A 20,710-nucleotide genomic window follows, 5' to 3' on the forward strand; every position below is an offset into this window, starting at 1 on the left:
ACAAATCCTAAGATAAGAAAAGTATAAGCAACCAAGGTCATTTGGCAAATTGACTTAGAGTTCTTCGTTTTACCTTACGTTCAGACTTAAAAACACTATAATCAAAAGCAACTCCGATCATAAACTCATCTCATTTTGCCTCACAAAACGGTCGTTTTATAAGAACATTAGGTGCACCAGTTAACCAAGTATGGGTACCCTGGTTTCCTTGAACGAAGCACTTTTGTATTTTACTTTCACAACTAACTTGTTAATAGTTCCTGCTATTACCTCCAAGCTATGGAGTGCGATAAAATCTTTACCAAGATCCCAACACTTATAAAAATCAACAATCTATCCTCTAAATAACCTTAATGGTCTTTGCTGGTATACCCGCAACAACGGTGTTTGCTGGAACATCCTTAGAAACCACAGCGCCTGCAGCAACCACAGCATTCTCACCAACCGTCACGCCGGGCAATATCGTCGCCGCGGCACCAATCCAGACATTCCGTTTGATGACCACCGGCTTTGTGATCAATGCCCTTCTATCGCTTGGGTCCAAAGGATGATTCTCTGTAATGATGTTTACTTTTGGCCCCAGCTGTACATCATCTTCTATCATAATCCCGCCCATATCCAGAAAAGAACAAGCATGGTTTATAAACACATTCTTTCCAATGGTTGTAAAAGCACCAAAATTCGTGTAGAAAGGACCAAAAATGGTTGTGCTTGCATCAATTTTAGTCCCGATGATCTCGCTCAGAAAGTCCCGAACGCTGTCGATATCTGTAGCATTATTCATTAACTGAGATAGACGGATTGTTCGGGTTACAATCTCCATAATCTTTGAATATTCTGGATCGTCCAGGCGGATGGGCTCACTCGACTTTAAACGTTCTAAGATTCCCCTTTGATTCGATGGTGCCGGCATAGCTGAAAATTTGCTCCAATATAAAGTATTCTCACGAAAGCGCCGTAGGCGCCATTCCAAACTTCTTTTTAAAGGAATTTGAAAAGTGCGCCAGACTTTCGAAACCAAGGTCTAAATAAATGGCAGACGGCTTTTGGCCTTTCACCTCTATAAGGTGCCTTGCGGCCATCAGCCGCTTATCCTGCAACCAGCGACGAGGTGGTGCACCAAAAGTTTTTTGAAAGTCACGCTTGAAGCTTGCCAGACTGCGGCCCGTGAGCATAGAGAATTGTTCAACCGGAATGTTAAATTGATAGTTGCTGAGCATGAACTTTTCCAGGTCAATCTTGTGCGGTTCCGTGAAGTCGAACAAGAGGTTCCGAAGTGTAGGCATTGCAAGTAAAAGTAACTTCACACCTTCCTTGACTTTTAAAATGCCCATTTGATCAGTCATGGACGCGCCTGACTTGCGTGCATAAGGAACGATAGATTGAAAATAGCCTTGCAGAAATTCGTTGGAAGGGATCAGATGATTTCGAAGGCCTAAATACTTCTGATCGGCCTCCAGTTTCTCTTCCAAAGCGATCTTGCGCAGTAGCATCTCCTGCAAGGATATTACAATGGTTTCATATTTTCCCCCGGGCTGCGGTGTTTTTCGCAACGTGCCTACCTGGTTCTTGCCAATCAGCAGCATTTCGCCCTTTTCCATAGACAGGGTTTGCGACGATGTCTCCAGGGAAAAGGATCCGGATACCTGCAAGATCAAAGCATGGTCGTTCCACAAACATACTTTTTCCCGCCGCTCCACAGAATGGTAAGAATAGAAGATTACGCCAGGTAGGATTTCTTCGGGACTAGTCATTTAACGCTGTAAGTAAGTGCCACCAAGAATCGCACCTTTAGCAAAAGTAGTATTTAACATCTTCATTTCTTCTGCTGTAAATACGATATCCATCGCTGCTAAGTTTTCGCCCAGCCTTGACCTGCGGCTCATGCTCACCAACGGCATAATGTGCTCACCCTGTTCCTTTACCCATGCAATGGCCAGCTGTGTTGGCGTATAGCCTTTGTCAGCGGCAAGTTGCTTCAATACTTCCACTTTCTCCAGGTTCTTTACCAGGTTCTCCCCCCGAAAACGTGAAAAGTGCATGCGGTAATCTTTGGCTCCAAGTGGCGCCTTCAGATCACCAGACAGCAGACCTTCTGCCGTGTTCGCGAACGCCACTACAGCAATGCCCAATTCCTTTGCAGCAGGCAGCAAATCTTCTTCTATTTGTCGGTCCGCCAGCGAATAGCCGAACTCCAACGCACTGATTGGGTGAACAGCATTTGCCTGGCGAAGTTGCACAGCTGTAATTTCCGACACCCCGATGTGACGTACTTTACCTTCTTTAACTAAATCTGCGATGGTTCCGATAATATCTTCCACTGGCACACTGTTATCTATTCGGCTCGGCTGGTAAAGGTCAATGCTTTCTATACCCAACCGGGTGAGTGAATAGTTGACGAAATTCTTAATTGCCATGGGTCGCAGATCCATACCGATCCAGGCACCATTGTGAAAGATGGCGCCAAACTTAACGCTGATGAAAGCGTCGTCACGTCTTCCCTTAATGGCTTTGCCAATGAGCATCTCGTTGTGGCCCGCACCGTAAAAGTCGCCCGTGTTCAGGAAGTTAATGCCACTGTCCAAAGCTTCCTGTATGGTCGCAATGCTCTCTTTTTCATCCGGTGTCGGGCTTCCCCAAATTGAAGACATACGCATACAACCTAAACCTAGTTTAGATACTGAAGGTCCGTCCTGACCCAATTGTATTTTCTCGATCTTTTTCATAACCTAAAGATCAGGTTATCAGAAGGAGGGCGGTTGCCTATACGGCTCAAAGGATTTGCCTATACGGCTCAGCTTATGGTCGGATACTTACGCGCTGGCAGCGGAATTCGGGTTGCTCCTGAACTTCCTGTTCCAATAGATGATGTAAGCCGTGCCAATCACAGTTGGCATAATCCAGATGATCAGTGTAGATAGATGAAGTCCGGCAACAAGAAAGGCCGTGAAAGAAGCAATTAAACCGCCGATCATTCTACCCAAATGGCTGATTAGCCAAGCATTTTTCTTTTGCGTGAAAGTCCTGAAGGTTTGAAAATCTTTCAGCGTCATGAATATACCTATCGCGCCAAAAAATGTAAATAAAATGCTATTGGTATGGTGTTGAAATTGACCGATCACGCCAATGACCAACATGATGATGGATGCAAGAAGCATGGTTCCAGAGATGGATTTATCAAGCAGGTCTGCTTCCGTCTTTGTTTTATCTTTTAAGGTTAAGGCGCGGTTCCCAGCCAAAACCAGATATATCGTGAAGATTCCAATCAGAAATAAGAAAAGGTTTTCATGTGCAGGCATTCTTGCGATGAAGAGCGAGACCAGCGAACTGATGATCATGGCGTATGAAAAGATCTTGCCTGTATTCTTGTGTTTTATGCCACCCTTTCTTACCAGAATGCTGATGATTCCGGTTATTAAACCAATGCCGCCAAAAAATGCATGAACGTAGATGAGCGTCTTAATTGCTTGTTCCAAAATTTGAATTTCTAAATTGTAGATACTTGAGGTTAATTAAGTATGATAAGTAAACCTAAGGATATTATTTAAGCTATTACAATAAATTTAGTTATCGTCTACAACCAGGGGTTAGGCATATTCAAACGATTCCATGCGGGGCATACTGCGAAATTGAGAAACCTTTTAGGGCCGATATTTATAATTAGATATGTAAATTAGAGCATCCTCGTTAAATATATCTCAATCTTCATGAACGCTCTTTTCATAGTCTCCTTACTGCTCACGTTTCTTACAAGTCCACTTCAAGTTTCTTCGGCTACGATCCCATCAGAAAAGACGATTACAATTAAGAACACCAGTGACAAGGTCGGTTACTTTTATTATTTCGATAAATTCAATGACCTGGTATCGTTAACGATTCCTGTTCGCGGCACCCAATGGATCACATCGGAGATTCCATTAATCTTGTATGCGGCAAATCAAGAAAAAACATCCTATATTTTATACGATGAGGATGTACTGGAGCTGGCCTACGACAACGGTAGACATTATTTTAACTCCAACAACAAGCAATCTGCAGCGACTGCAAACCTGTTAATGGCACTTGATCGTAACCTGATCGAAGTCTTAGGCAAGCGCTTAGGCCCCGTGACCAGGATCTACGACCATATGTTGTCCGTTCCTCCGGCCCGCGATTCCTTATTAACGGAAGCATACGAGATTGATCGTAAATGCCTTGAAGCTTATTCTTCACAGCGGAAGCTGGATCCAGATGTTATTGCCTTTGTTTATCACCACCTAAAGTATAACCTACTTATGGAAAGGGCGAAGCACCTATTGGGCAAAGCATTTGTAAATAATCAAATCTCATCCGACTATAAACTTTCTTTAATCAAATTAAATGAAGCATTGACCTCTGATGCTGCGCTGGATAGCTATCCCTATCGTAGACTTGCATCCTACTATCTGGATTACATAACCTCCATCGTTCCCCTGGATAGTCAAATCACTTACATCAATAGCGCTTTCACTGGCAAGACCAAGAACTTTATGCTGTTTCGGTTACTTAGTAATAATGCTAGCTCAAATCCAAAGTTCTTTAAAGCGAACATCAATATTTTTTACGACCTGGTAAAAGATGAAGCATATAAAAAGTATGTCTCCAATCTAATTAAAGATGATGAAAGTGGTTTGTTGGCAAAGGATTTAGAAATCTACAACTTAAATGGAGAAGCGTTTTCTTTTGCGGATTTAATCAGAAACAACACTGGAAAACTAATTTACATTGACTTTTGGGCAAGTTGGTGTAGTCCCTGTATAGATGAATTCCCTTCATCAACTTCGCTTGCTAAAAAGTATGCAACCAAAGATATAGTCTTCATCTATATTTCTCTGGACAAGAATAGAAACCTTTGGGAGTCTGCTTTGAAGCGCCTGAGCATCAATCAAGACCAGAGTTACTTGGTGCCCACAGCCTTTTCTTCTAAATTGGCGAGTCGTTTCAAGATAAGCTCAATTCCCCGCTATATCTTAATTGGGAAAGATGGCAAGGTAATTCATTCGGACGAGCTAAGACCAAGTGATCCAAAGCTGTTGAAAAAACTGGATCAACTCTTATGAAGGCGTCACTCGAAGATTTAGACATAACTCATCACAATCAACATTTTTAGCCAGAGAATTCATCAAAAAGTAAATTGTAGCTGCTGCCCTTCAAATTATGTTCAGATACAAAACCCTAGCATTCTTCCTCGTTATTCTACTTTTCGGTTCCACTAAGCTGCTGCATGCGCAGGATGCTTCTGCTAACCTTAAAAGGTTCTATTTCTTCAAAACATGGGCCTTCCTCAAATACAATCATCCTGCAATAGCGAGTGGCCAAGTAGATGCCGTTAGCAAATGATGGCAAGTAACCTGTTTACTTAACTGCTATGGGCGCTTTACTTTTAAGTCCGGTTTCTTTGATGAAATAAGTGAGCAATAATGCCAACGTAATTGCCGCTACCATGAACATTCCGGCGCCCCGAAAGTGCGCTTCGCCGCTTGTTGTCGTAAATTCCGAACGACCGTAGAATTTAGCAAAGAGTGGTCCCAAAGCTGAAGTGACGCCAAAAGTGATGAAATTGATGGCACCAGTTGCACTTCCTTTTACTTCATCCGGGTTTGCTTCTTTAATAATCGTGTATGGAATCATTGCCGCTCCAGATGCAATTCCAAATACGCCCATCGTCAATAAAGCAGGTAACAATTCGGAAAAGAAAATAAGCTGGCAAAAGCTCAGAAGCATCAGCACGCAACCGCCAACGATTACTGGTTTCCTGCGACCAAGCTCATCAGAAATATAGCCCATCAAAGGGCAACCAATTACCCATCCCATAGGAACCATGGCGCTGACCAGCACCGCGAGGTGCTTATCCATTCCACGGTCGGCCATCAGGAAAGTGATGCCCCAGGTCATCGCAAAGACCGTTGTGGGTACAAACAACAATCCAGAAATGATGCCGCTGAAATAAGATTGTGGATTGCTGAAAACGATCTTATACGGCGCAACAATACTGCCGGCAAGCTTTTTACGATCTGTATGGATTTCTTCTTTAGGGGTAGTGAAGTACAAGACAAGGGCGATAATACCACATGCTGCGCCAATCACAATCCAGAAAAGATGTACCGTGAGCCCTTGTTCAATCAATGGTCCTGTGATGAACTGCCCAGAGGAGCCACCCAGCATACCCATACATTGCGTAAACCCAATTGCCGTGGCGATATATTTGGCCGAAAAACCATGTGCAGCAAGATAAACGCAACCGGTAAAAGAAAATGCACTGCCAGCACCTTGCAGCAGCCTTCCTGCATAGCCACTCATCATCTCAGCACCAGAAAATAGTAAACAGCCCAGGCATAATATAGCGGCACCGATGGCAATCGGGTATTTTGCACCATACCGGTCATAAGCCACACCTGCCAAAAGACTCGCAATGGCGTAAGTGTAGTAGTAAGATCCAACAATTGCGCTGATGTCGAATGCCGACATGCCAAAGGCATCGGAAAGTTCAGCCATCATCACTGCAGGGGAGGAGCGTATGGCGTATTGTAATAAGTAGAAAATACAGCCTAAAGCCCAGGATATGATAAATCCTCTTTTAACATTTATACCGGTAACTGGTATCTGAGCGGTGCTCATGATGTAATCTGATCTGGTAATTCTGGACCTGAAATTGATGGATTGAAATTGAACATAAGAAAACGGTGATTCCGAAGCGCAAGAACTGCTATCCGGTATGGTGTCCTGTAAGGTAGTCTTTTAATACTTCATTACCCCCCAAAGCTTTTTGTAATTTCATAAACATAGTTCAGCTTAGGGCTTTCGCCGAAGTACGTCACAACCTGCTCCCCAACTTTCCTTGCACCCAGGCGTTCAATGGAAATCTGAGAACGTATGTTGCTGGCGCCAATATGAAAGTAAACTTTCGTAACAAACTGGAATGCATAATCTAGCATAAGTGATTTTACGGCATGATTGATCCCTTTGCCCCAGCATTTTACCGCGTAGAAAGTGTAGCCGATCAAAATGCTGCTGGCCTGTTCGTCATGGTCATAAAATCGGGTACTTCCCAAAATTTCACCGTTCGCTTTGTCTACTATTTTAAATGCCCCTTTGCTCTGCATGGCGCCTTCAAAGAAGTTCTCAAAAATGGCCTTTTGCCAGCGGTCTTTGTTTGGATGTTGATCCCAGATTGCTGGATCTGAGGCCACAGCATACAAGGTTTCGAAGTCTCCCTTTTCCAATGGCGCAAGCTTGATGTGTTCTGTTTCCAGCGTTGGTTGTATGTTCATGTTTACTAGCAATGGTGAGAAAACTGTTATGCATGCCATCATATGTGTATCCATATATCTGCAGAACTAGATACACAGTTATATGGATATATTTAGCTTAAAACGAAAGCTCCAGTGAAGCTAGTTCGCTCCCTAGTTGCTTTATCCCTCCAAGTATCTTTTTCACCTGTTTAGGACTGGCTTTCTTATGTCCATTGACGTACTGAGACAATAGGGTTTTGTCCATTCCGATCCTTGAGCTTAATACGCTAGCATTTATAATCTTGTAATACTGAAAGAACTGGGGCAAGTCTAGTTGGATGGTTATATCCTCTACGTTATCTAGCAGTGGAAAGTTGTTTAATTCAGCAACCGAGTTATAAGCATTCAGAATGTTCTCCCTTAACTCAGTTATTGTTTCTCCTGTGGTTGCTGCCGGGATGTTATCAAAATCTTCGGCGAACGCTGAAAAACCAGTGTCGGTTTTCTCAACAATGAATACGATCTTTTTCATTTTTACAGTTTCTAGTAAATCAAACCACTTTGGGCTTTTACCCTCTTTACGCATGGGAGAACGCCCGATAAGGTTCAGGAGCACCATATTATAAATTATTGTAATCCGGCTTTCTTCAAGATCTTACTGGCCAAACCAGTACCAACCTCTTTGCTGGGATGGTTAGCTATAACAATTTCACTGCCTTTGATTTCTGGATGGTGCCATATCTCATGGCTACCTTTTGCATTCCTTAAAAATATCCATCCGGCTTTAGATAGCTTCTTTGTAAGCTCATTCCACTTCATAAATATTGATTTACATAAAGGTAAACAATATTATACCTTAACACAAAAAGTAAATAGATGTTTAACCAAATCCCCCGCAAATTTTGCCTTCCTCCAAACATAAACTGCGTTACCAAAGTTTATGCGGCATGCATAACATCCTATTTTTTGGCGACAGTCTTACTGCGGGTTATGGCCTAGCAAACGTCTCGGTCGAATCTCTGCCCGCATTACTGCAGGAAAAAATCAATACTGCGGGACTGGAATATAAAGTAATCAACGCGGGCGTGAGCGGCGAGACATCTGCCGGAGGCCTCACCCGGATTGACCTGCTCTTAAGTCAGCAGATCGACGTGTTTGTATTGGAACTTGGCGCTAATGATATCCTCAGGGGCATCTCCCCACAACATACCGCTGCTAACCTCCAGGGGATTGTAGATAAGGTGAAAAAGCGCTACCCGGAAGCCAAAATGCTGCTGCTCGGCATGGAGCTGCCTGCATGGATTCCGGGTACGCTGGTTGCGGATTTCAGACGCATCTTCCGACAGGTGGCACAGCACAATGATATGGCATTGGTTCCATTTATGCTCGACGGCGTCGCGGGCGTGCGGCACCTGAACCTGCATGATGGCATCCATCCAACGGCTGCGGGTTACCGAATTGTTGCCGACAAAGTCTGGCCGGTCTTACAACGGCTTATCAGTTGATTCTACCCAGGTACAAACTATCTGAAACACGAGTCCTGTCTTTAGCCGTGAAAGAGATATAAACCTCTATTCGCGCTTGCAGATAAGCATTTGGAAGTGGGAGGAAATCCTGTAAATGACTTCTTTTCGCACCCGCTGTTTCAAATAGGGAAGTGTTCTGCTCAGGCAGGTAGGCCATCATCATTACCTGATCTTCGGCCGACTCAAAATCATCCGGTTGCCACATCCAGCTGAAGCGCAAGCCATTTGCTTCCGCAGTTACCAGCGGCGCTTCCGCCATCGTAGCAGTACCCTTGCTCAGCTGCAGGTTTTCATAATCCAACTGCTCTAAACCACCTTCCAATTCGGAAATGCGCAGGCGATTACAGGCCGTTGCCACATTGTGATAATTTAAACCCGAACCATTTGCTTCTACGCTGAAACCTGCGCGCAGGTATGGTTTTAATGTGCTGAATAGATCCATGAGCGTTTTCATCTTTAACCTGTTTTTAAGCTCAGCCATAGTAGGCGGTGCGTCACGTTTGCTCTTCGAGCGTACTACATTTCTGACACCATCAAAGTACCAAACGGCAGGGCCAACTTTTCCGCTGGCCGGCCCGAGTATTCCATTTTTTGCAATTCCCATAATTTTATGTTTTTATTGAATTTGCAAGCTAAGTCAAAGCTTTTGACTCCGATGTGGCAGATTTGTCGCCACATTTCTGCCACAGCCTTAATTGTGCTTTAAAGGCGGATTTTCGCCCAAAAAAAATATATTTTTTTTAACGCCTACATTAATGGAAATAAACCATGCCGTTTCAGGGCTGTAGACGGGGATGAAAAATCGTCGAAAAGCGGGCAACAAAGTCTGGACTAGGGGTCTACTAGGCCGGGGCCCTGTTAACCCCCTGTGGGGGCCCTGTCGGGACCCTGTTGAGGCCTTGTCAGCGCTGTATTTGTCCCGGCGTTGCTTTCTAGTTTTAAGATAGGAATTCGCTATGTCTGTAACAACTATGAACCGTCGTATCGAAGCATGACTGTTTTCATTTGACAGAGCGCTTTCCTGGCGCTTATTGGTTGAACTTTAACTTGAAGATGTTCAACAGCGAATCGGGCGCGATTAGTATGTGGGGTTTATTTATATATTAGATCGTAGTTATACAAACAATATACAATGATCCGAAACCTCCTTCTATTTACAATTGTCTTGTTTTTCCAAACAATTACGATGCAGACCATAGCTTCTGAATCGGAGCGGGGGAGTCATATTTTAACTGAGAATGCATTTGAAGGAGACTCTTCTAATTATTCCTTAAAAGTCATCAGAAAGGACATGAAAGTCACTCATCTGATATTTAGCATCGTTAACCAGGTTAATCTGCCGGACGACGGAATGATATTTTTACATGATCAAAATGATAAACCGATTAACGGGGTAATCCTAGGAAATCATGGCCAAGCGACGATGCTAATATGGGATGAACGGGTGAAATACATAGAGGTCTATTATATAGGCTCGTATAAAGTAGTCATACCGATAGAGAAGGTTAAAAATAAAATGGTCGAAATCAAAGTACAACTCTTTCCTGCACCAATTAACTAAGTAACGCTAAAGCCTTATCTCCAATTCGTAAACCAGATTATCATCTAAGATAACACACGCTTCTGCCAAAAATTCTTCAAGAACTGACCGGTCCAACCCGGTCCACTCACATCAGTTATTTAAATAAATTCTAAATAAGGTTTGGAAATCGTAAAGTCATTTCTATTTTTGTGGCACTTAGAATTGATCTAAATAAAGGAATGAAGAATCTATACACGTTATTACTACTAAATTTTCTGTTTGTAAACGCACTATTTGCCCAGAACACAACCGTAAAAGGAAAAGTGCAAAATGAAGAGGGTGTTGCTTTGCAACATGTAAACATCACGGTTGAAAAATCCAATGCTAACACCCGTACAGACGAATACGGTAATTACGAAATGAAAATTCCTGCCGGTAAGTACACTTTTAAAGTGAAACTTATGGGTTATGCAGCGCAAACCACCACTGTGGAGATTCCAGCAGGCGGCACGCAGATCAACTTCACCCTAAAGGATGCTAAAAACGACCTTTCAGAGGTTGAAGTTTTTGGAACCAGCAATAAGCAACAGGCAAAGCTTGATGCGATCACCCGCTTACCTTTAAAAGCAAGTGATCAGATTCAAAGCATATCTGTAATTTCAAATAAATTAATTGAGCAACAAGGTGCACTTAGTGTAATCGAAGGGGTGCGTAACGTTCCTGGTGTATATACTTATGCGACTTACGGCGGTGTAAGAGAAAGTATTTCTTCACGTGGCTTCAGAGGGATTCCAACTTTAAAGAACGGTGTCCGCGTAATGAGTGATTTCCGTGGTATGGGTTTCTCTTCTGACATGCAGGGCGTAGAAAGCATCCAGGTAATCAAGGGTGCAAGTTCCATTACCATGGGTGCTGCAACCGATCTTGGTGGCCCGGGTGGTATCGTGAACGTGGTAACCAAAACCCCAAAATTTGAGAACTCCGGCAATATTTCCGTCCGTGCAGGTAGTTGGGATCTTGTTCGTCCGACCTTTGATGTGCAGCGCGTGGTTAATAAGTCCAACACCCTGGCGGTACGTTTAAATGGTGCATATGAAAACGGCGGAAAGTTCCGTGATCACATGGGCAATGAGTCGTTTTACATCAATCCTTCCCTGGAATGGCGCCCGGATGCGAAAACCAGCCTGACCCTGGAGATGGATTATTTTAACGAGAAACAGGCTGTTGATGCAGGTACGGTAAACCTCTCTCTTGGAAATAAAACGAACCAGATCTATGACTTGCCTTCAAACCGCTTCTTAGGATTTGAATCTGATAAAACGGATACCAAACACAGCACGTACACTGCAAGATTAAAGCGTGATTTATCTGATAAACTATACCTGCGTGCGGCAATGTTCTATTCAAACTATGACAGCGACGCGATCAAAACCGGACTTGCTGCGGCAAGAGGTAATGGCATCAACCTAGATCAGGTGAACATCTACAATCGTTCTATTGCACACAACAACGCCAGAGAAGATAAGAACACCGTTTTGCAATTGGATTTAATTGGCCAGAAAGTTAAAACAGGTGGCATTTCCCATACCTTCCAAGTTGGTGGTGATTTCAGATACTTAGATCTATATCAGCCAACTTATAATAGTATCGCGGTAGACCAAATCAACGTATTGGATCCGTCAACCGTTACAAACCAACTGCCCTCAGGCATCAATCCAGCATTCCAGTTAACCACTGAGGTCCAATCGTACGACTACCGTTTTGGTGTAACCATTCAGGATGTCATTCAGGTTACCGACTGGGCAAGAGCATACGGTGGTGTTCGTTACAGTACCAATAAGACTCGTGATAATGGTGCTTCCAGTTCAACGTCAAGCTTCTGGAATCCATTGGCAGGTGTGATGTTCACCCTTAAACCTGGGTTCAACGTATTCGGATCTTATACCAACAGTACCAATCCGAGATCGGCTTCAGTAGTTGATATCAATGGAGACCCGCTAGGTGCAGAACGCATCGATCAGCTGGAAGCTGGTATTAAATCGGAGTGGTTCAATGACCGTCTTCGTTTTAACCTGACCTTCTACAAAATCAACAATAAAGACATGAACCTGGAAGCATTCAATCTTGACGCCAATGGTATTGTACAACCTGCGGGTTACTACATCAAAGGCGGAAATGATGAGCGTAAAGGTATCGAGGTTGAATTAACAGGAAAGATTCTTCCGAATCTGGAAGTGGTCACCGGCTATGCTTATATCAATGCACAGTTCAAAGACCACACCACCTTCGTTCCGGGCTCTGCGCCGAATAACACACCAAAGCATACTTTTAATGCTTATGCAAACTACACCTTCGACCGCAGCAGCAAGCTGAAAGGTTTGAATATAGGTGCAGGTGTTTATTACCTGGGTGAGCGCCCTTATAACGACTGGACCCAGGCTGGTGTGCAATACCATGCCATTGATCCAAATACCGCACCATGGTTTAACAAAGCTTATACGCTTGTAAACGTTCAGGTTGGTTATCCGGTGACAAAGAATATCATGCTTAGAGCACTAGTGAACAACATATTTGACAATGTAGGTTACGATGCTTACCGTTCAAACTTTATAGACAGAATTGCACCAAGGAATATTTCAGGTGTGTTGAGCTACAAATTTTAAGTAGGTACGCAAAGCATTGAAGAAAGGATATCCTCTGCAAAGGGGATATCTTTTCGCATGAAAGGAAATAGCGAATTAGCAGCGGAATTCACCGCTAATTGAAGGAGAAAATTGATCACGTTAGTCACACAACGCATAAAATAAATCACATGAAGAAGAAGTACAGCTTTCGGAAGTTTTCAAATGACATCCACTTATGGTTAGGGATCGCCAGTGGTCTGGTGCTGTTCGTGGTATGCCTTACCGGAACCATCCTGACCTTTGAAAAAGAAATTGTTGAATGGGCTGACGCAGACCGATACCGCGTTGAGGCACCCGCAGGTGCTGCAGCTATTCCGATCGACCAGCTTGTCACCAAGACTGAAGCTGGCCTGAAAGGTAAGGTTACGGGCATAGAAATTCCGGCGAATCCGAATGCGGTTTACCGCTTTACTGTGCAGGAAAAAGGCCCAAAGGGCGACAAAGCTGAAAAAGGCGGAAGCGGCGGTGCTGAAAAAGCCAAAGCTCCCGGCGAGGGGAAAGGAAAGCCTGAAGGTGGTCCTGATGCCAAGGGCGCCAAGGGTGGTAAAGGCGGCGGCGGCGGTGGAAAAACTTATCTGGTAAATCCATATAACGGCGACATTACCGGTACAACGAAAAGTGCGACTGCGGAATTCTTCTCGACCATGATGGGCTTGCACCGCTGGTTATTAATGCAGGACAGCGGTGGTAAGATCATCGTGGGTGCGGCAACCATCATCTTCGTATTTTTAGTGCTTTCCGGAATTGTGTTGTGGTGGCCAATTAAGCTTAGAAACTGGAAGCAGGGTTTACAGATCAAGTTTTCCGGAAACTGGAAACGGATCAATCACGACCTGCACAATACCCTGGGTTTCTATTCTTTCCTGGTCTTGCTGGTAATGGCTTTAACAGGGCTTTGCTGGTCCTTCGAATGGTACAAAAAAGGTTTGAGTGATGTGCTGGGTGATGAAGTTTTTAAACAAAGGAAAGAGAAGCCTATGGCTTCAGATCCTTTAAATGCTGGGACTGCAGAAAAGCCAATGCTGGCTGCCCTGATCGCTACTGCAGATCAAAGCTTCCCTTATGAAGGTAATTACCGGTTGCGTTTCCCGGCAGATTCTGCCGGTTCCTATGTCATTAATAAGAGTCGTACCGGATTTTTCGCCTTAACTGCTGCGGATAAGATTCAATTTGAACAATATACCGGTGCGGTGCTGAAAACGGAAAAATTTAGTGATAAGCCATTTAACCAGCAACTTGCAGGGTCGGTACGTTCCTTGCACCTGGGTGATATTTTCGGGACATTTTCTAAAATCATTTACTTTCTTGCCTGCCTTTTTGCAACCAGTTTACCCGTAACGGGAACGATCATCTGGATCAATAAGCTGCGCAAGAAGAATAAGCAGAAGAGTTCGAACAGGCGCAAAATCCAACGCTTGCAGCAGCATCAGCCAGTAACCTCATAATACGAGCCGACGCCGTTGGAGCACGTAAGTTGTCGAACGGTTGATATTAAAAAAAAAATCCGGCTTCTGGGGTATTCTTGAAGCCGGATTAAGGTAACCTTAAAAAAGATCTTACTCCTTTATTTTGGTAAAGGGTTCTTGCGTCCACGCTGATGCACGTTCAGCACAGTCGTCGGATATCAACGTTAACACCAGCTGCCCAGCTTTCATGGCATGTTTCAGCTTAAAGCTGGAACCATCGGGGCAGGGGCTGCCGCCAGCGGTTTTCGTTACGGTCAGCGTATCACCGCTGATCTTGTAGCTCATGCTTTCCAGCAACTCCATGTTCTCCGTTAGGTAGATCTCGAAAACGTCAGCCTTAAAGCTTAGCGTAACGGGAAGAAGCTCTGGAACGGCTAATTTGCCTGCCCATTTGGTGTTTGCAATTTGTGCCTGTGTTATGGTTCCGCACACCAGGCATACCATAAACAAAAATAGCTTTTTCATAACTGGCTGATTAATAGCTTAATTTACAAAATGTTTGCTTCACAAAAAACAACATAATTGTGCGCTTTGTGAGAAAGCCAGGCATGGCCTTCCAAGTTTTCAATAAAATCTTTAACTTCAGGCATTGCCGATCAAGGCTTTACAACCGATATAAACCATTATGAAATTGATCAATATGTTCGTGCTGATCCAGTTTGCGATGCTCCTTCCGCTGGCTTATGTAAATGCACAATCTACAACGTCTGTACAAACGAAAGTTGCCAATGGCTTATTAGAAGGCACGACCGAAACATCCGGTGTCAAAAGTTTTAAAGGTGTACCTTTTGCAAAACCACCGGTGGGCGATCTGCGCTGGAAGGCACCGCAACCTGCAGAAAACTGGTCAGGGGTTAAAAAAGCTGATCAATTTGCAAAGAGCCCCATGCAGGCACGCATTTTCGGAGACATGATGTTCCGCTCTGGCGGTACCAGTGAAGACTGCCTTTACCTGAATGTATGGACCCCTGCCAAAACAATGAAAGAAAAACTGCCGGTACTGGTTTACTTTTACGGCGGAGGTTATGTTGCCGGGGACGGCTCGGAAGGTCGTTATGACGGTGAAGCAATGGCAAAAACCGGTATCGTTAGTTTAACTGTAAACTACAGGTTAGGGGTTTTTGGCTTTATGGCTCATCCGGAACTTTCAAAAGAAACAAGCTATAAAGGTTCTGGTAATTATGGTTTGCTGGATCAGTATGCCGCTTTGAAGTGGGTACGTGAGAATATTGCGGCTTTTGGTGGCGATCCAAACCGCGTGACCATCGCTGGTGAGTCTGCGGGCTCCATCTCCGTCTCTGCGCAAATGGCTTCCCCACTTTCAAAAAACCTGATTGCTGGTGCTATTGGAGAAAGTGGTGCGATGATTAAACCGACGCTTGCACCTTTACCACTTGCAGAAGCAGAGAAGAACGGACTGGCATTCGCCGAGAAAGTACAGGCAGGATCGTTAGCGGCACTGCGTGCAATACCAGCGGCAGATTTGCTGAAAGCTGCGTCAGGGCAGAATGGTTTCCGTACTGCTGCGACAATCGACGGCTATTTTCTTCCAAAAACAGTAGATGAGATCTTCGCTGCAGGCGAACAGGCTAAAGTGCCATTACTTGCCGGCTGGAACTCTGCGGAAACGCCATACCAAGGTTTCATGCGGGCGGAACCGCCAACACCAGAGGGCTATGCCAAACGCGTAAAGCAAGATTTTCCGGAGCAGGCAGAACAAGTACTTAAGCTATATCCAGGTAACACAACTGCTGAAGTTGTGAAATCGGCCACCTCGTTAGCCAGTGATCGCTTTATCGCTTACAGCACCTGGAAGTGGCTCGATCTGCATGCAAAGTCCAGCGCCAAGCCTACCTACCGCTACCTTTTTTCTAAGTCTAAACCGCCAATGACCAAGGAGTTTGCAAATGCGACTACCGGATTGGCCGGCGGCGTTACGAAAGCCACAGATCAGAAAGCTGCTGCTCCGGCGCCAGCACAACCCGTATCTGAAGGTGCACCGCACGCCTTTGAAATTGAATATGCCATGGGCAACCTCGATAAGAATCCGGTTTATGCCTGGACAGCAGAAGATCATCAGATCTCAAAAACCATGTTAACCTATTTCTCAAACTTCATCAAAACTGGTAACCCTAACGGTGGAGGTCTACCCAAATGGGCGCCAATTGGTGGTTCTGAACAGGCCAGCTTTATGAACATCGGTCTGAAAACGGCTTCCGAAAAAGCGACGGATCTGGAAAGGTACCGCTTCCTGGATCAGCTATATTCGAAATAGGCGGGATAATACCGTCCGGGGTATTATCTTTGCAAAAAAGTTATAATGCTCGAAATTATCTATCAGGATGAACACCTGATTGCCATAAATAAGCCGCATGGATTGCTGGTTCATCGCTCTTTCATTGCCAATGATGCAAAAGAATTTGCGTTACAAATGCTGCGTGATCAGGTGAACCGGCGTGTGAGTCCGGTACACCGACTGGACCGGAAGACCTCCGGACTTTTGCTTTTCGCCTTCGAGAAAGAGGTGGAAGTGGCGCTGCATAAACAGTTTCAGGAAAGTGCCGTCCGTAAGAAATACATGGCCATATTGCGTGGCTATGCACCGGACAGCATGGACATCGACTATCCCTTGGTGAAGGAGAATGGCGCCATACAGGATGCTTTTACCTCCTTTGTTACGGTTAAAAGAGCTGAGCTGGATATTCCATTGGGAAAGCATCCGACCTCCCGCTATTCTCTCGTGGAAGCAACGCCAACAACCGGCCGGATGCACCAGTTACGCAAGCACTTCGCGCACATCTGCTACCCGATAATTGGCGATCGCAAGCATGGCTGCAATAAACAGAACCGTTTCTTCAAGGAGCAGTGGGATATGACCACTATGCTACTACATGCCTCATCACTGGATTTTATACACCCGGTTACCGGGGAACAATTAAACCTTCAAGCAGGCTACCATCCTGAATTTACCCGGGTAATGTCGCTTATGGGCTGGAATGAACACGAATGATCTTAACATATGATTTCTAAATTAGTTAAATGTATGCTGCTAATCGCCACGATTGCAGCGCCCGAATGCTTATTTGCTCAAGCTGAGTTTCCACAGCGTATCGTTTCCGACCGCAAAAACTCAGTTGCACAACAACAAAAACCTTATGTCATCCTGATTTCTGCGGATGGCTTTCGTCATGATTATGCGAAGAAGTATCAGGCAGAAAACCTGCTTAGACTTAGTGCTGCAGGGGTTCAGGCGGAAAGCCTGATTCCAAGTTACCCGACACTTACTTTTCCGAACCATTATACACTGGTGACTGGCTTATATCCGGCACATCATGGTTTGGTGAACAATACCTTTTACGACCGGGGCCGTAACGACCGGTACAGCATGTCGGCAAAAACTAAGGTGCAGGATGGTACCTGGTATGGTGGCACGCCGCTTTGGGTGCTTGCCGAGCAGCAACAGATGGTCTCTGCAAGTTTATTTTGGGTAGGTTCGGAAGCTGATGTGAAAGGGGTGCGGCCGACTTACAGTTATGATTTCACAGAAAAGTTCCCGATGGCAGATCGTATTCAGGTGGTTAAAGACTGGTTGAATCTTCCGGAGGAAAAAAGACCACACCTGATTACCTTTTACATTTCTGAACCTGACCACTCCGGTCACGATCATGGTCCGGAATCTGAACAGGCAGCAAAGGCAGTGAAAATGGTAGATGAGGCAATCCTGGAATTAACGGAAGTCGTTAAAGCTACCGGATTGCCCGTGAACTTCATTTTTCTTGCCGATCATGGCATGACCAGTGTTGACCGTGAACGTCCATTGACGGTGCCGAAAAGCATAGATCCAGAGAAATTTGTTGTACCCACATCCGGTACGACCGTAAGCATCCATGCGAAGAATAAGGTGGACATTAAACCGCTTTACAAGCAACTTAGAAAAGAAGCTGTAGACTATAAAGTTTACCTGAAAACAAAAATGCCCCGGAAGTTCCACTATGGGGCTAAGGATGACAAGTTTAACCGCATCGGGGATATTTTGTTAATCCCGGAATGGCCACGCGTATTCTCAAGTCGGACGCCGAGCCCTGGCCAGCATGGTTTCGATCCTTCAAAAGTTAAAGACATGCATGCCACATTTTTTGCATGGGGCCCAGCGTTTAAGTCAGGGCTCAAAATTCCTGCTTTCGAAAACGTGAATGTCTATCCTTTAATCACCGAGATTTTGGGACTGGAATACACGGAAAAGATTGACGGGAAAAAGAAGGTGCTTCACCATGTGCTGAAGTAAGCGCGATCGGTTTAACATTTTTTAACATATCGGAGCTTAGACTTTTTTGATTCGACATAGTCCTATCTTCAAACAAACGGAACAGACCCTGTATGATCAGGAGCGAAGTTTGTTACACTACGCGTACGGTTTGACATGAGCAGGTTGATAGGTTAGGTTAGGTAGGGCCGGAGCAGGAGTGTTCCGGCCTTTTTACGGAAAGGTGTTTGTCTCCTGACTATTTTAATTTTTAAGTCGGCTATATTTGAAATTATGTTGTTGCGTTAAGGAGAGCAGTAACGCTGTTTTTTAGAAAACGTGCTTTGGTCTTAGCGGCAGCGTACGATAAAACAATTTATTAAAACTATGATCAACAGATTTTTTTCAGGACGAGTGAGGCTTATTGTTGTCCTTGCATGCGCGCCATTATTTTCGTTTGCTCAGAAAGCAAACTGGCAGAATTTAGATTTAAAGACGGATTCTGTATTTGGGATCAGCACAGAACGTGCGTACAAAGAATTGCTGAAAGGCAAAAAAGCAACCCCGGTGATCGTTGGTGTTCTGGATGGTGGTGTAGATATCACCCATGAAGACCTTAAAAGCGTGCTTTGGGTGAACAAAAAAGAAAAAGCTGGTAACGGTATTGATGATGACAAAAACGGTTACAAGGACGATGTGAATGGATGGAACTTTCTAGGTAATGAAAAGGGTTCTGTAGAATTTGAAGCGTTGGAGCTTACACGTCTGATCAGACGTGACATGAAGAAATTTGCGAACGTTACGGATATGGCCAGGGAAGATGAGGCTGCATATGCACAATTCAGAACCATGAAGGCTGATTTCGACAAACAAGTTGATGAGGCTAAAGAAAGTCTTGCCGGTATTCAGGGCTTTAAAGCTGTACTGGATCGTATTGTAACGAAGCTGGGTAAAGCAGAACCTACTGCTGCAGACTTCGAACAGTACAAAGCTGCTGATGCAATGGAGACGCGTCTGAAAACCATCATGGTTGGTGCGCTTAAAGATGATACTTTTAAGGATTTCTACAAGAATCAAATCCAGAAAGGTGTAGATCATTATGAGGAAATGTTGAAATACAACCTGAACCTTGAATATGATCCAAGACCAGAACTGGTTGGCGACGACTATGCAAATGGTTCGGAGAAGTCTTACGGGAACAATGACGTTAAAGGTCCTGACGCTAGTCACGGTACCCACGTTGCAGGTATTGTTGGCGCGAACAGAACCAACAACATTGGTATTAAAGGTGTTGCCGATAAGGCGTTAATCATGGGTGTGCGTGCGGTACCTGGTGGAGATGAGCGCGATAAAGACGTTGCAAATTCGATCCGTTATGCGGTTGACAATGGCGCTAAGGTCATCAACATGAGCTTTGGTAAAGCATACTCATGGGACAAAAAACTTGTAGATGATGCTGTAAAATATGCGATGTCTAAAGACGTATTGCTGGTACATGCCGCAGGAAATGACAACAAGAACACGGATGTAGAGAAAAACTATCCAAACCGTAATTACGAGGATGGTGGCACCGCTGGTGCTTACATCTCTGTGGGTGCTTCAAGCTGGGATGATGATGAAACCCTAAAAGCAAGCTTCTCCAACTATGGTAAAACCAGCGTTGATGTATTTGCACCAGGTCGTCAGATCAACTCAACCATTCCTGATGGAAATGCTTACGCGAAATATGATGGTACCAGTATGGCAGCGCCAGTTGTTGCAGGTTTAGCAGCAACCATCCGCTCTTACTACCCGAAATTAACGGCTTTACAGGTTAAAGAAATCATTATGAAGTCCGTTGTAAAAGTGGATCACCCGGTAACAGTAACGGTTAACGAGGAGCCAGTTTCCATGCCATTCTCAGACCTTTGTGTTACAGGTGGTATTGTAAACGCTTACAACGCACTAAAATTGGCTGCAACCTACAAATAACAATAGGGATCCAATAAGATCCATTTAAATCCCCTGTGTCAGATCGCT

Annotated in this window: 20 protein-coding genes; 10 read left to right on the forward strand and 10 right to left on the reverse strand. The window is 44.5% G+C overall.

The window, feature by feature from the left end; genetic code table 11:
• Nucleotides 1-340 precede the first annotated feature (340 nt).
• From IEW69_RS17040 to IEW69_RS11495, 4 genes are all read right to left on the reverse strand, one after another.
• Nucleotides 341-913, reverse strand: coding sequence for a DapH/DapD/GlmU-related protein (locus tag IEW69_RS17040; RefSeq protein ID WP_188627001.1), 573 nt, complete (start codon nt 911-913; stop codon nt 341-343).
• A gap of 31 nt (nt 914-944) precedes the next feature.
• Nucleotides 945-1,754, reverse strand: a complete 810-nt coding sequence (locus IEW69_RS11485; RefSeq protein WP_188627002.1) for a helix-turn-helix domain-containing protein — start codon at nt 1,752-1,754, stop codon at nt 945-947.
• Nucleotides 1,755-2,726 (reverse strand): aldo/keto reductase, encoded by a 972-nt coding sequence (locus IEW69_RS11490; RefSeq protein ID WP_188627003.1) that lies wholly within the window; start codon nt 2,724-2,726, stop codon nt 1,755-1,757.
• A gap of 87 nt (nt 2,727-2,813) precedes the next feature.
• The gene (locus tag IEW69_RS11495) at nt 2,814-3,476 is read right to left on the reverse strand and encodes a hypothetical protein (RefSeq protein WP_188627004.1); all 663 of its coding nucleotides are present in this window, start codon (nt 3,474-3,476) and stop codon (nt 2,814-2,816) included.
• 231 nt (nt 3,477-3,707) lie between these two features.
• On the opposite strand from IEW69_RS11495, the gene IEW69_RS11500 reads away from it, so the two are divergent.
• Complete coding sequence (locus IEW69_RS11500; RefSeq protein ID WP_188627005.1) at nt 3,708-5,078, forward strand: TlpA family protein disulfide reductase; 1,371 nt, start codon at nt 3,708-3,710, stop codon at nt 5,076-5,078.
• Nucleotides 5,079-5,175: 97 nt separating this feature from the next.
• A complete protein-coding gene (locus tag IEW69_RS11505) occupies nt 5,176-5,358 on the forward strand; it encodes a hypothetical protein (protein ID WP_188627006.1) in 183 nt (60 codons plus the stop codon).
• Between the two features lie 15 nt (nt 5,359-5,373).
• On the opposite strand, the gene IEW69_RS11510 is transcribed toward IEW69_RS11505, so the two are convergent.
• The 4 genes from IEW69_RS11510 to IEW69_RS11525 all read right to left on the reverse strand — a co-directional run bounded on the left by IEW69_RS11510 (nt 5,374) and on the right by IEW69_RS11525 (nt 8,069).
• Nucleotides 5,374-6,636, reverse strand: a complete 1,263-nt coding sequence (locus IEW69_RS11510) for an MFS transporter (RefSeq protein WP_188627007.1) — start codon at nt 6,634-6,636, stop codon at nt 5,374-5,376.
• A gap of 131 nt (nt 6,637-6,767) precedes the next feature.
• Complete coding sequence (locus IEW69_RS11515; protein ID WP_229663601.1) at nt 6,768-7,289, reverse strand: GNAT family N-acetyltransferase; 522 nt, start codon at nt 7,287-7,289, stop codon at nt 6,768-6,770.
• Between the two features lie 97 nt (nt 7,290-7,386).
• Nucleotides 7,387-7,782 (reverse strand): hypothetical protein, encoded by a 396-nt coding sequence (locus IEW69_RS11520; protein ID WP_229663602.1) that lies wholly within the window; start codon nt 7,780-7,782, stop codon nt 7,387-7,389.
• 95 nt (nt 7,783-7,877) lie between these two features.
• Nucleotides 7,878-8,069 (reverse strand): type II toxin-antitoxin system HicA family toxin, encoded by a 192-nt coding sequence (locus IEW69_RS11525; RefSeq protein WP_188627008.1) that lies wholly within the window; start codon nt 8,067-8,069, stop codon nt 7,878-7,880.
• 128 nt (nt 8,070-8,197) lie between these two features.
• Here IEW69_RS11525 and IEW69_RS11530 point away from each other — a divergent pair, with 128 nt between their 5' ends.
• The gene (locus IEW69_RS11530; protein ID WP_188627009.1) at nt 8,198-8,755 is read left to right on the forward strand and encodes an arylesterase; all 558 of its coding nucleotides are present in this window, start codon (nt 8,198-8,200) and stop codon (nt 8,753-8,755) included.
• On the opposite strand, the gene IEW69_RS11535 is transcribed toward IEW69_RS11530, so the two are convergent.
• Nucleotides 8,748-9,380 (reverse strand): DUF6266 family protein, encoded by a 633-nt coding sequence (locus IEW69_RS11535; protein WP_188627010.1) that lies wholly within the window; start codon nt 9,378-9,380, stop codon nt 8,748-8,750. The genes IEW69_RS11530 and IEW69_RS11535 overlap by 8 nt on opposite strands.
• A 582-nt stretch (nt 9,381-9,962) precedes the next feature.
• On the opposite strand from IEW69_RS11535, the gene IEW69_RS11540 reads away from it, so the two are divergent.
• The 3 genes from IEW69_RS11540 to IEW69_RS11550 all read left to right on the forward strand — a co-directional run bounded on the left by IEW69_RS11540 (nt 9,963) and on the right by IEW69_RS11550 (nt 14,427).
• Nucleotides 9,963-10,337 carry a hypothetical protein gene (locus tag IEW69_RS11540; protein WP_188627011.1) on the forward strand — a complete coding sequence of 125 codons (375 nt, stop codon included), beginning with the start codon at nt 9,963-9,965 and terminating at the stop codon, nt 10,335-10,337.
• Nucleotides 10,338-10,537: 200 nt separating this feature from the next.
• Nucleotides 10,538-12,961 carry a TonB-dependent receptor gene (locus tag IEW69_RS11545; RefSeq protein WP_188627012.1) on the forward strand — a complete coding sequence of 808 codons (2,424 nt, stop codon included), beginning with the start codon at nt 10,538-10,540 and terminating at the stop codon, nt 12,959-12,961.
• 149 nt (nt 12,962-13,110) lie between these two features.
• Entirely contained in the window at nt 13,111-14,427 is a 1,317-nt protein-coding gene (locus IEW69_RS11550; protein ID WP_188627013.1) for a PepSY-associated TM helix domain-containing protein, read from the forward strand.
• Between the two features lie 111 nt (nt 14,428-14,538).
• On the opposite strand, the gene IEW69_RS11555 is transcribed toward IEW69_RS11550, so the two are convergent.
• Nucleotides 14,539-14,913, reverse strand: a complete 375-nt coding sequence (locus tag IEW69_RS11555; protein WP_188627014.1) for a hypothetical protein — start codon at nt 14,911-14,913, stop codon at nt 14,539-14,541.
• A gap of 160 nt (nt 14,914-15,073) precedes the next feature.
• Between IEW69_RS11555 and IEW69_RS11560 the strand changes: the two genes are divergently transcribed.
• The 4 genes from IEW69_RS11560 to IEW69_RS11575 all read left to right on the forward strand — a co-directional run bounded on the left by IEW69_RS11560 (nt 15,074) and on the right by IEW69_RS11575 (nt 20,662).
• Nucleotides 15,074-16,723, forward strand: coding sequence for a carboxylesterase/lipase family protein (locus tag IEW69_RS11560; protein ID WP_188627015.1), 1,650 nt, complete (start codon nt 15,074-15,076; stop codon nt 16,721-16,723).
• A gap of 45 nt (nt 16,724-16,768) precedes the next feature.
• Nucleotides 16,769-17,458, forward strand: a complete 690-nt coding sequence (locus tag IEW69_RS11565; protein WP_188627016.1) for a pseudouridine synthase — start codon at nt 16,769-16,771, stop codon at nt 17,456-17,458.
• A 9-nt stretch (nt 17,459-17,467) separates the two neighbouring features.
• Nucleotides 17,468-18,733: an alkaline phosphatase family protein gene (locus IEW69_RS11570; protein WP_188627017.1), complete on the forward strand. Its 1,266-nt coding sequence runs from the start codon at nt 17,468-17,470 to the stop codon at nt 18,731-18,733.
• A gap of 345 nt (nt 18,734-19,078) precedes the next feature.
• Nucleotides 19,079-20,662 carry a S8 family peptidase gene (locus tag IEW69_RS11575; RefSeq protein ID WP_188627018.1) on the forward strand — a complete coding sequence of 528 codons (1,584 nt, stop codon included), beginning with the start codon at nt 19,079-19,081 and terminating at the stop codon, nt 20,660-20,662.
• Nucleotides 20,663-20,710: the final 48 nt, after the last annotated feature.

Source organism: Pedobacter quisquiliarum (assembly GCF_014642175.1).
In the GTDB taxonomy this organism is placed as follows: Bacteria; Bacteroidota; Bacteroidia; order Sphingobacteriales; family Sphingobacteriaceae; genus Pedobacter; species Pedobacter quisquiliarum.

Bases quoted from the DNA above. Each gene is read 5' to 3' on its own strand.
- IEW69_RS17040 (WP_188627001.1), bottom strand. From the start codon at position 913: ATGCCGGCACCATCGAATCAAAGGGGAATCTTAGAACGTTTAAAGTCG.
- IEW69_RS11485 (WP_188627002.1), bottom strand. From the start codon at position 1,754: ATGACTAGTCCCGAAGAAATCCTACCTGGCGTAATCTTCTATTCTTAC.
- IEW69_RS11490 (WP_188627003.1), bottom strand. From the start codon at position 2,726: ATGAAAAAGATCGAGAAAATACAATTGGGTCAGGACGGACCTTCAGTA.
- IEW69_RS11500 (WP_188627005.1), top strand. From the start codon at position 3,708: ATGAACGCTCTTTTCATAGTCTCCTTACTGCTCACGTTTCTTACAAGT.
- IEW69_RS11505 (WP_188627006.1), top strand. From the start codon at position 5,176: ATGTTCAGATACAAAACCCTAGCATTCTTCCTCGTTATTCTACTTTTC.
- IEW69_RS11510 (WP_188627007.1), bottom strand. From the start codon at position 6,636: ATGAGCACCGCTCAGATACCAGTTACCGGTATAAATGTTAAAAGAGGA.
- IEW69_RS11515 (WP_229663601.1), bottom strand. From the start codon at position 7,289: ATGAACATACAACCAACGCTGGAAACAGAACACATCAAGCTTGCGCCA.
- IEW69_RS11520 (WP_229663602.1), bottom strand. From the start codon at position 7,782: ATGAAAAAGATCGTATTCATTGTTGAGAAAACCGACACTGGTTTTTCA.
- IEW69_RS11525 (WP_188627008.1), bottom strand. From the start codon at position 8,069: ATGAAGTGGAATGAGCTTACAAAGAAGCTATCTAAAGCCGGATGGATA.
- IEW69_RS11530 (WP_188627009.1), top strand. From the start codon at position 8,198: ATGCATAACATCCTATTTTTTGGCGACAGTCTTACTGCGGGTTATGGC.
- IEW69_RS11535 (WP_188627010.1), bottom strand. From the start codon at position 9,380: ATGGGAATTGCAAAAAATGGAATACTCGGGCCGGCCAGCGGAAAAGTT.
- IEW69_RS11540 (WP_188627011.1), top strand. From the start codon at position 9,963: ATGCAGACCATAGCTTCTGAATCGGAGCGGGGGAGTCATATTTTAACT.
- IEW69_RS11545 (WP_188627012.1), top strand. From the start codon at position 10,538: ATGAAGAATCTATACACGTTATTACTACTAAATTTTCTGTTTGTAAAC.
- IEW69_RS11550 (WP_188627013.1), top strand. From the start codon at position 13,111: ATGAAGAAGAAGTACAGCTTTCGGAAGTTTTCAAATGACATCCACTTA.
- IEW69_RS11555 (WP_188627014.1), bottom strand. From the start codon at position 14,913: ATGAAAAAGCTATTTTTGTTTATGGTATGCCTGGTGTGCGGAACCATA.
- IEW69_RS11560 (WP_188627015.1), top strand. From the start codon at position 15,074: ATGAAATTGATCAATATGTTCGTGCTGATCCAGTTTGCGATGCTCCTT.
- IEW69_RS11565 (WP_188627016.1), top strand. From the start codon at position 16,769: ATGCTCGAAATTATCTATCAGGATGAACACCTGATTGCCATAAATAAG.
- IEW69_RS11570 (WP_188627017.1), top strand. From the start codon at position 17,468: ATGATTTCTAAATTAGTTAAATGTATGCTGCTAATCGCCACGATTGCA.
- IEW69_RS11575 (WP_188627018.1), top strand. From the start codon at position 19,079: ATGATCAACAGATTTTTTTCAGGACGAGTGAGGCTTATTGTTGTCCTT.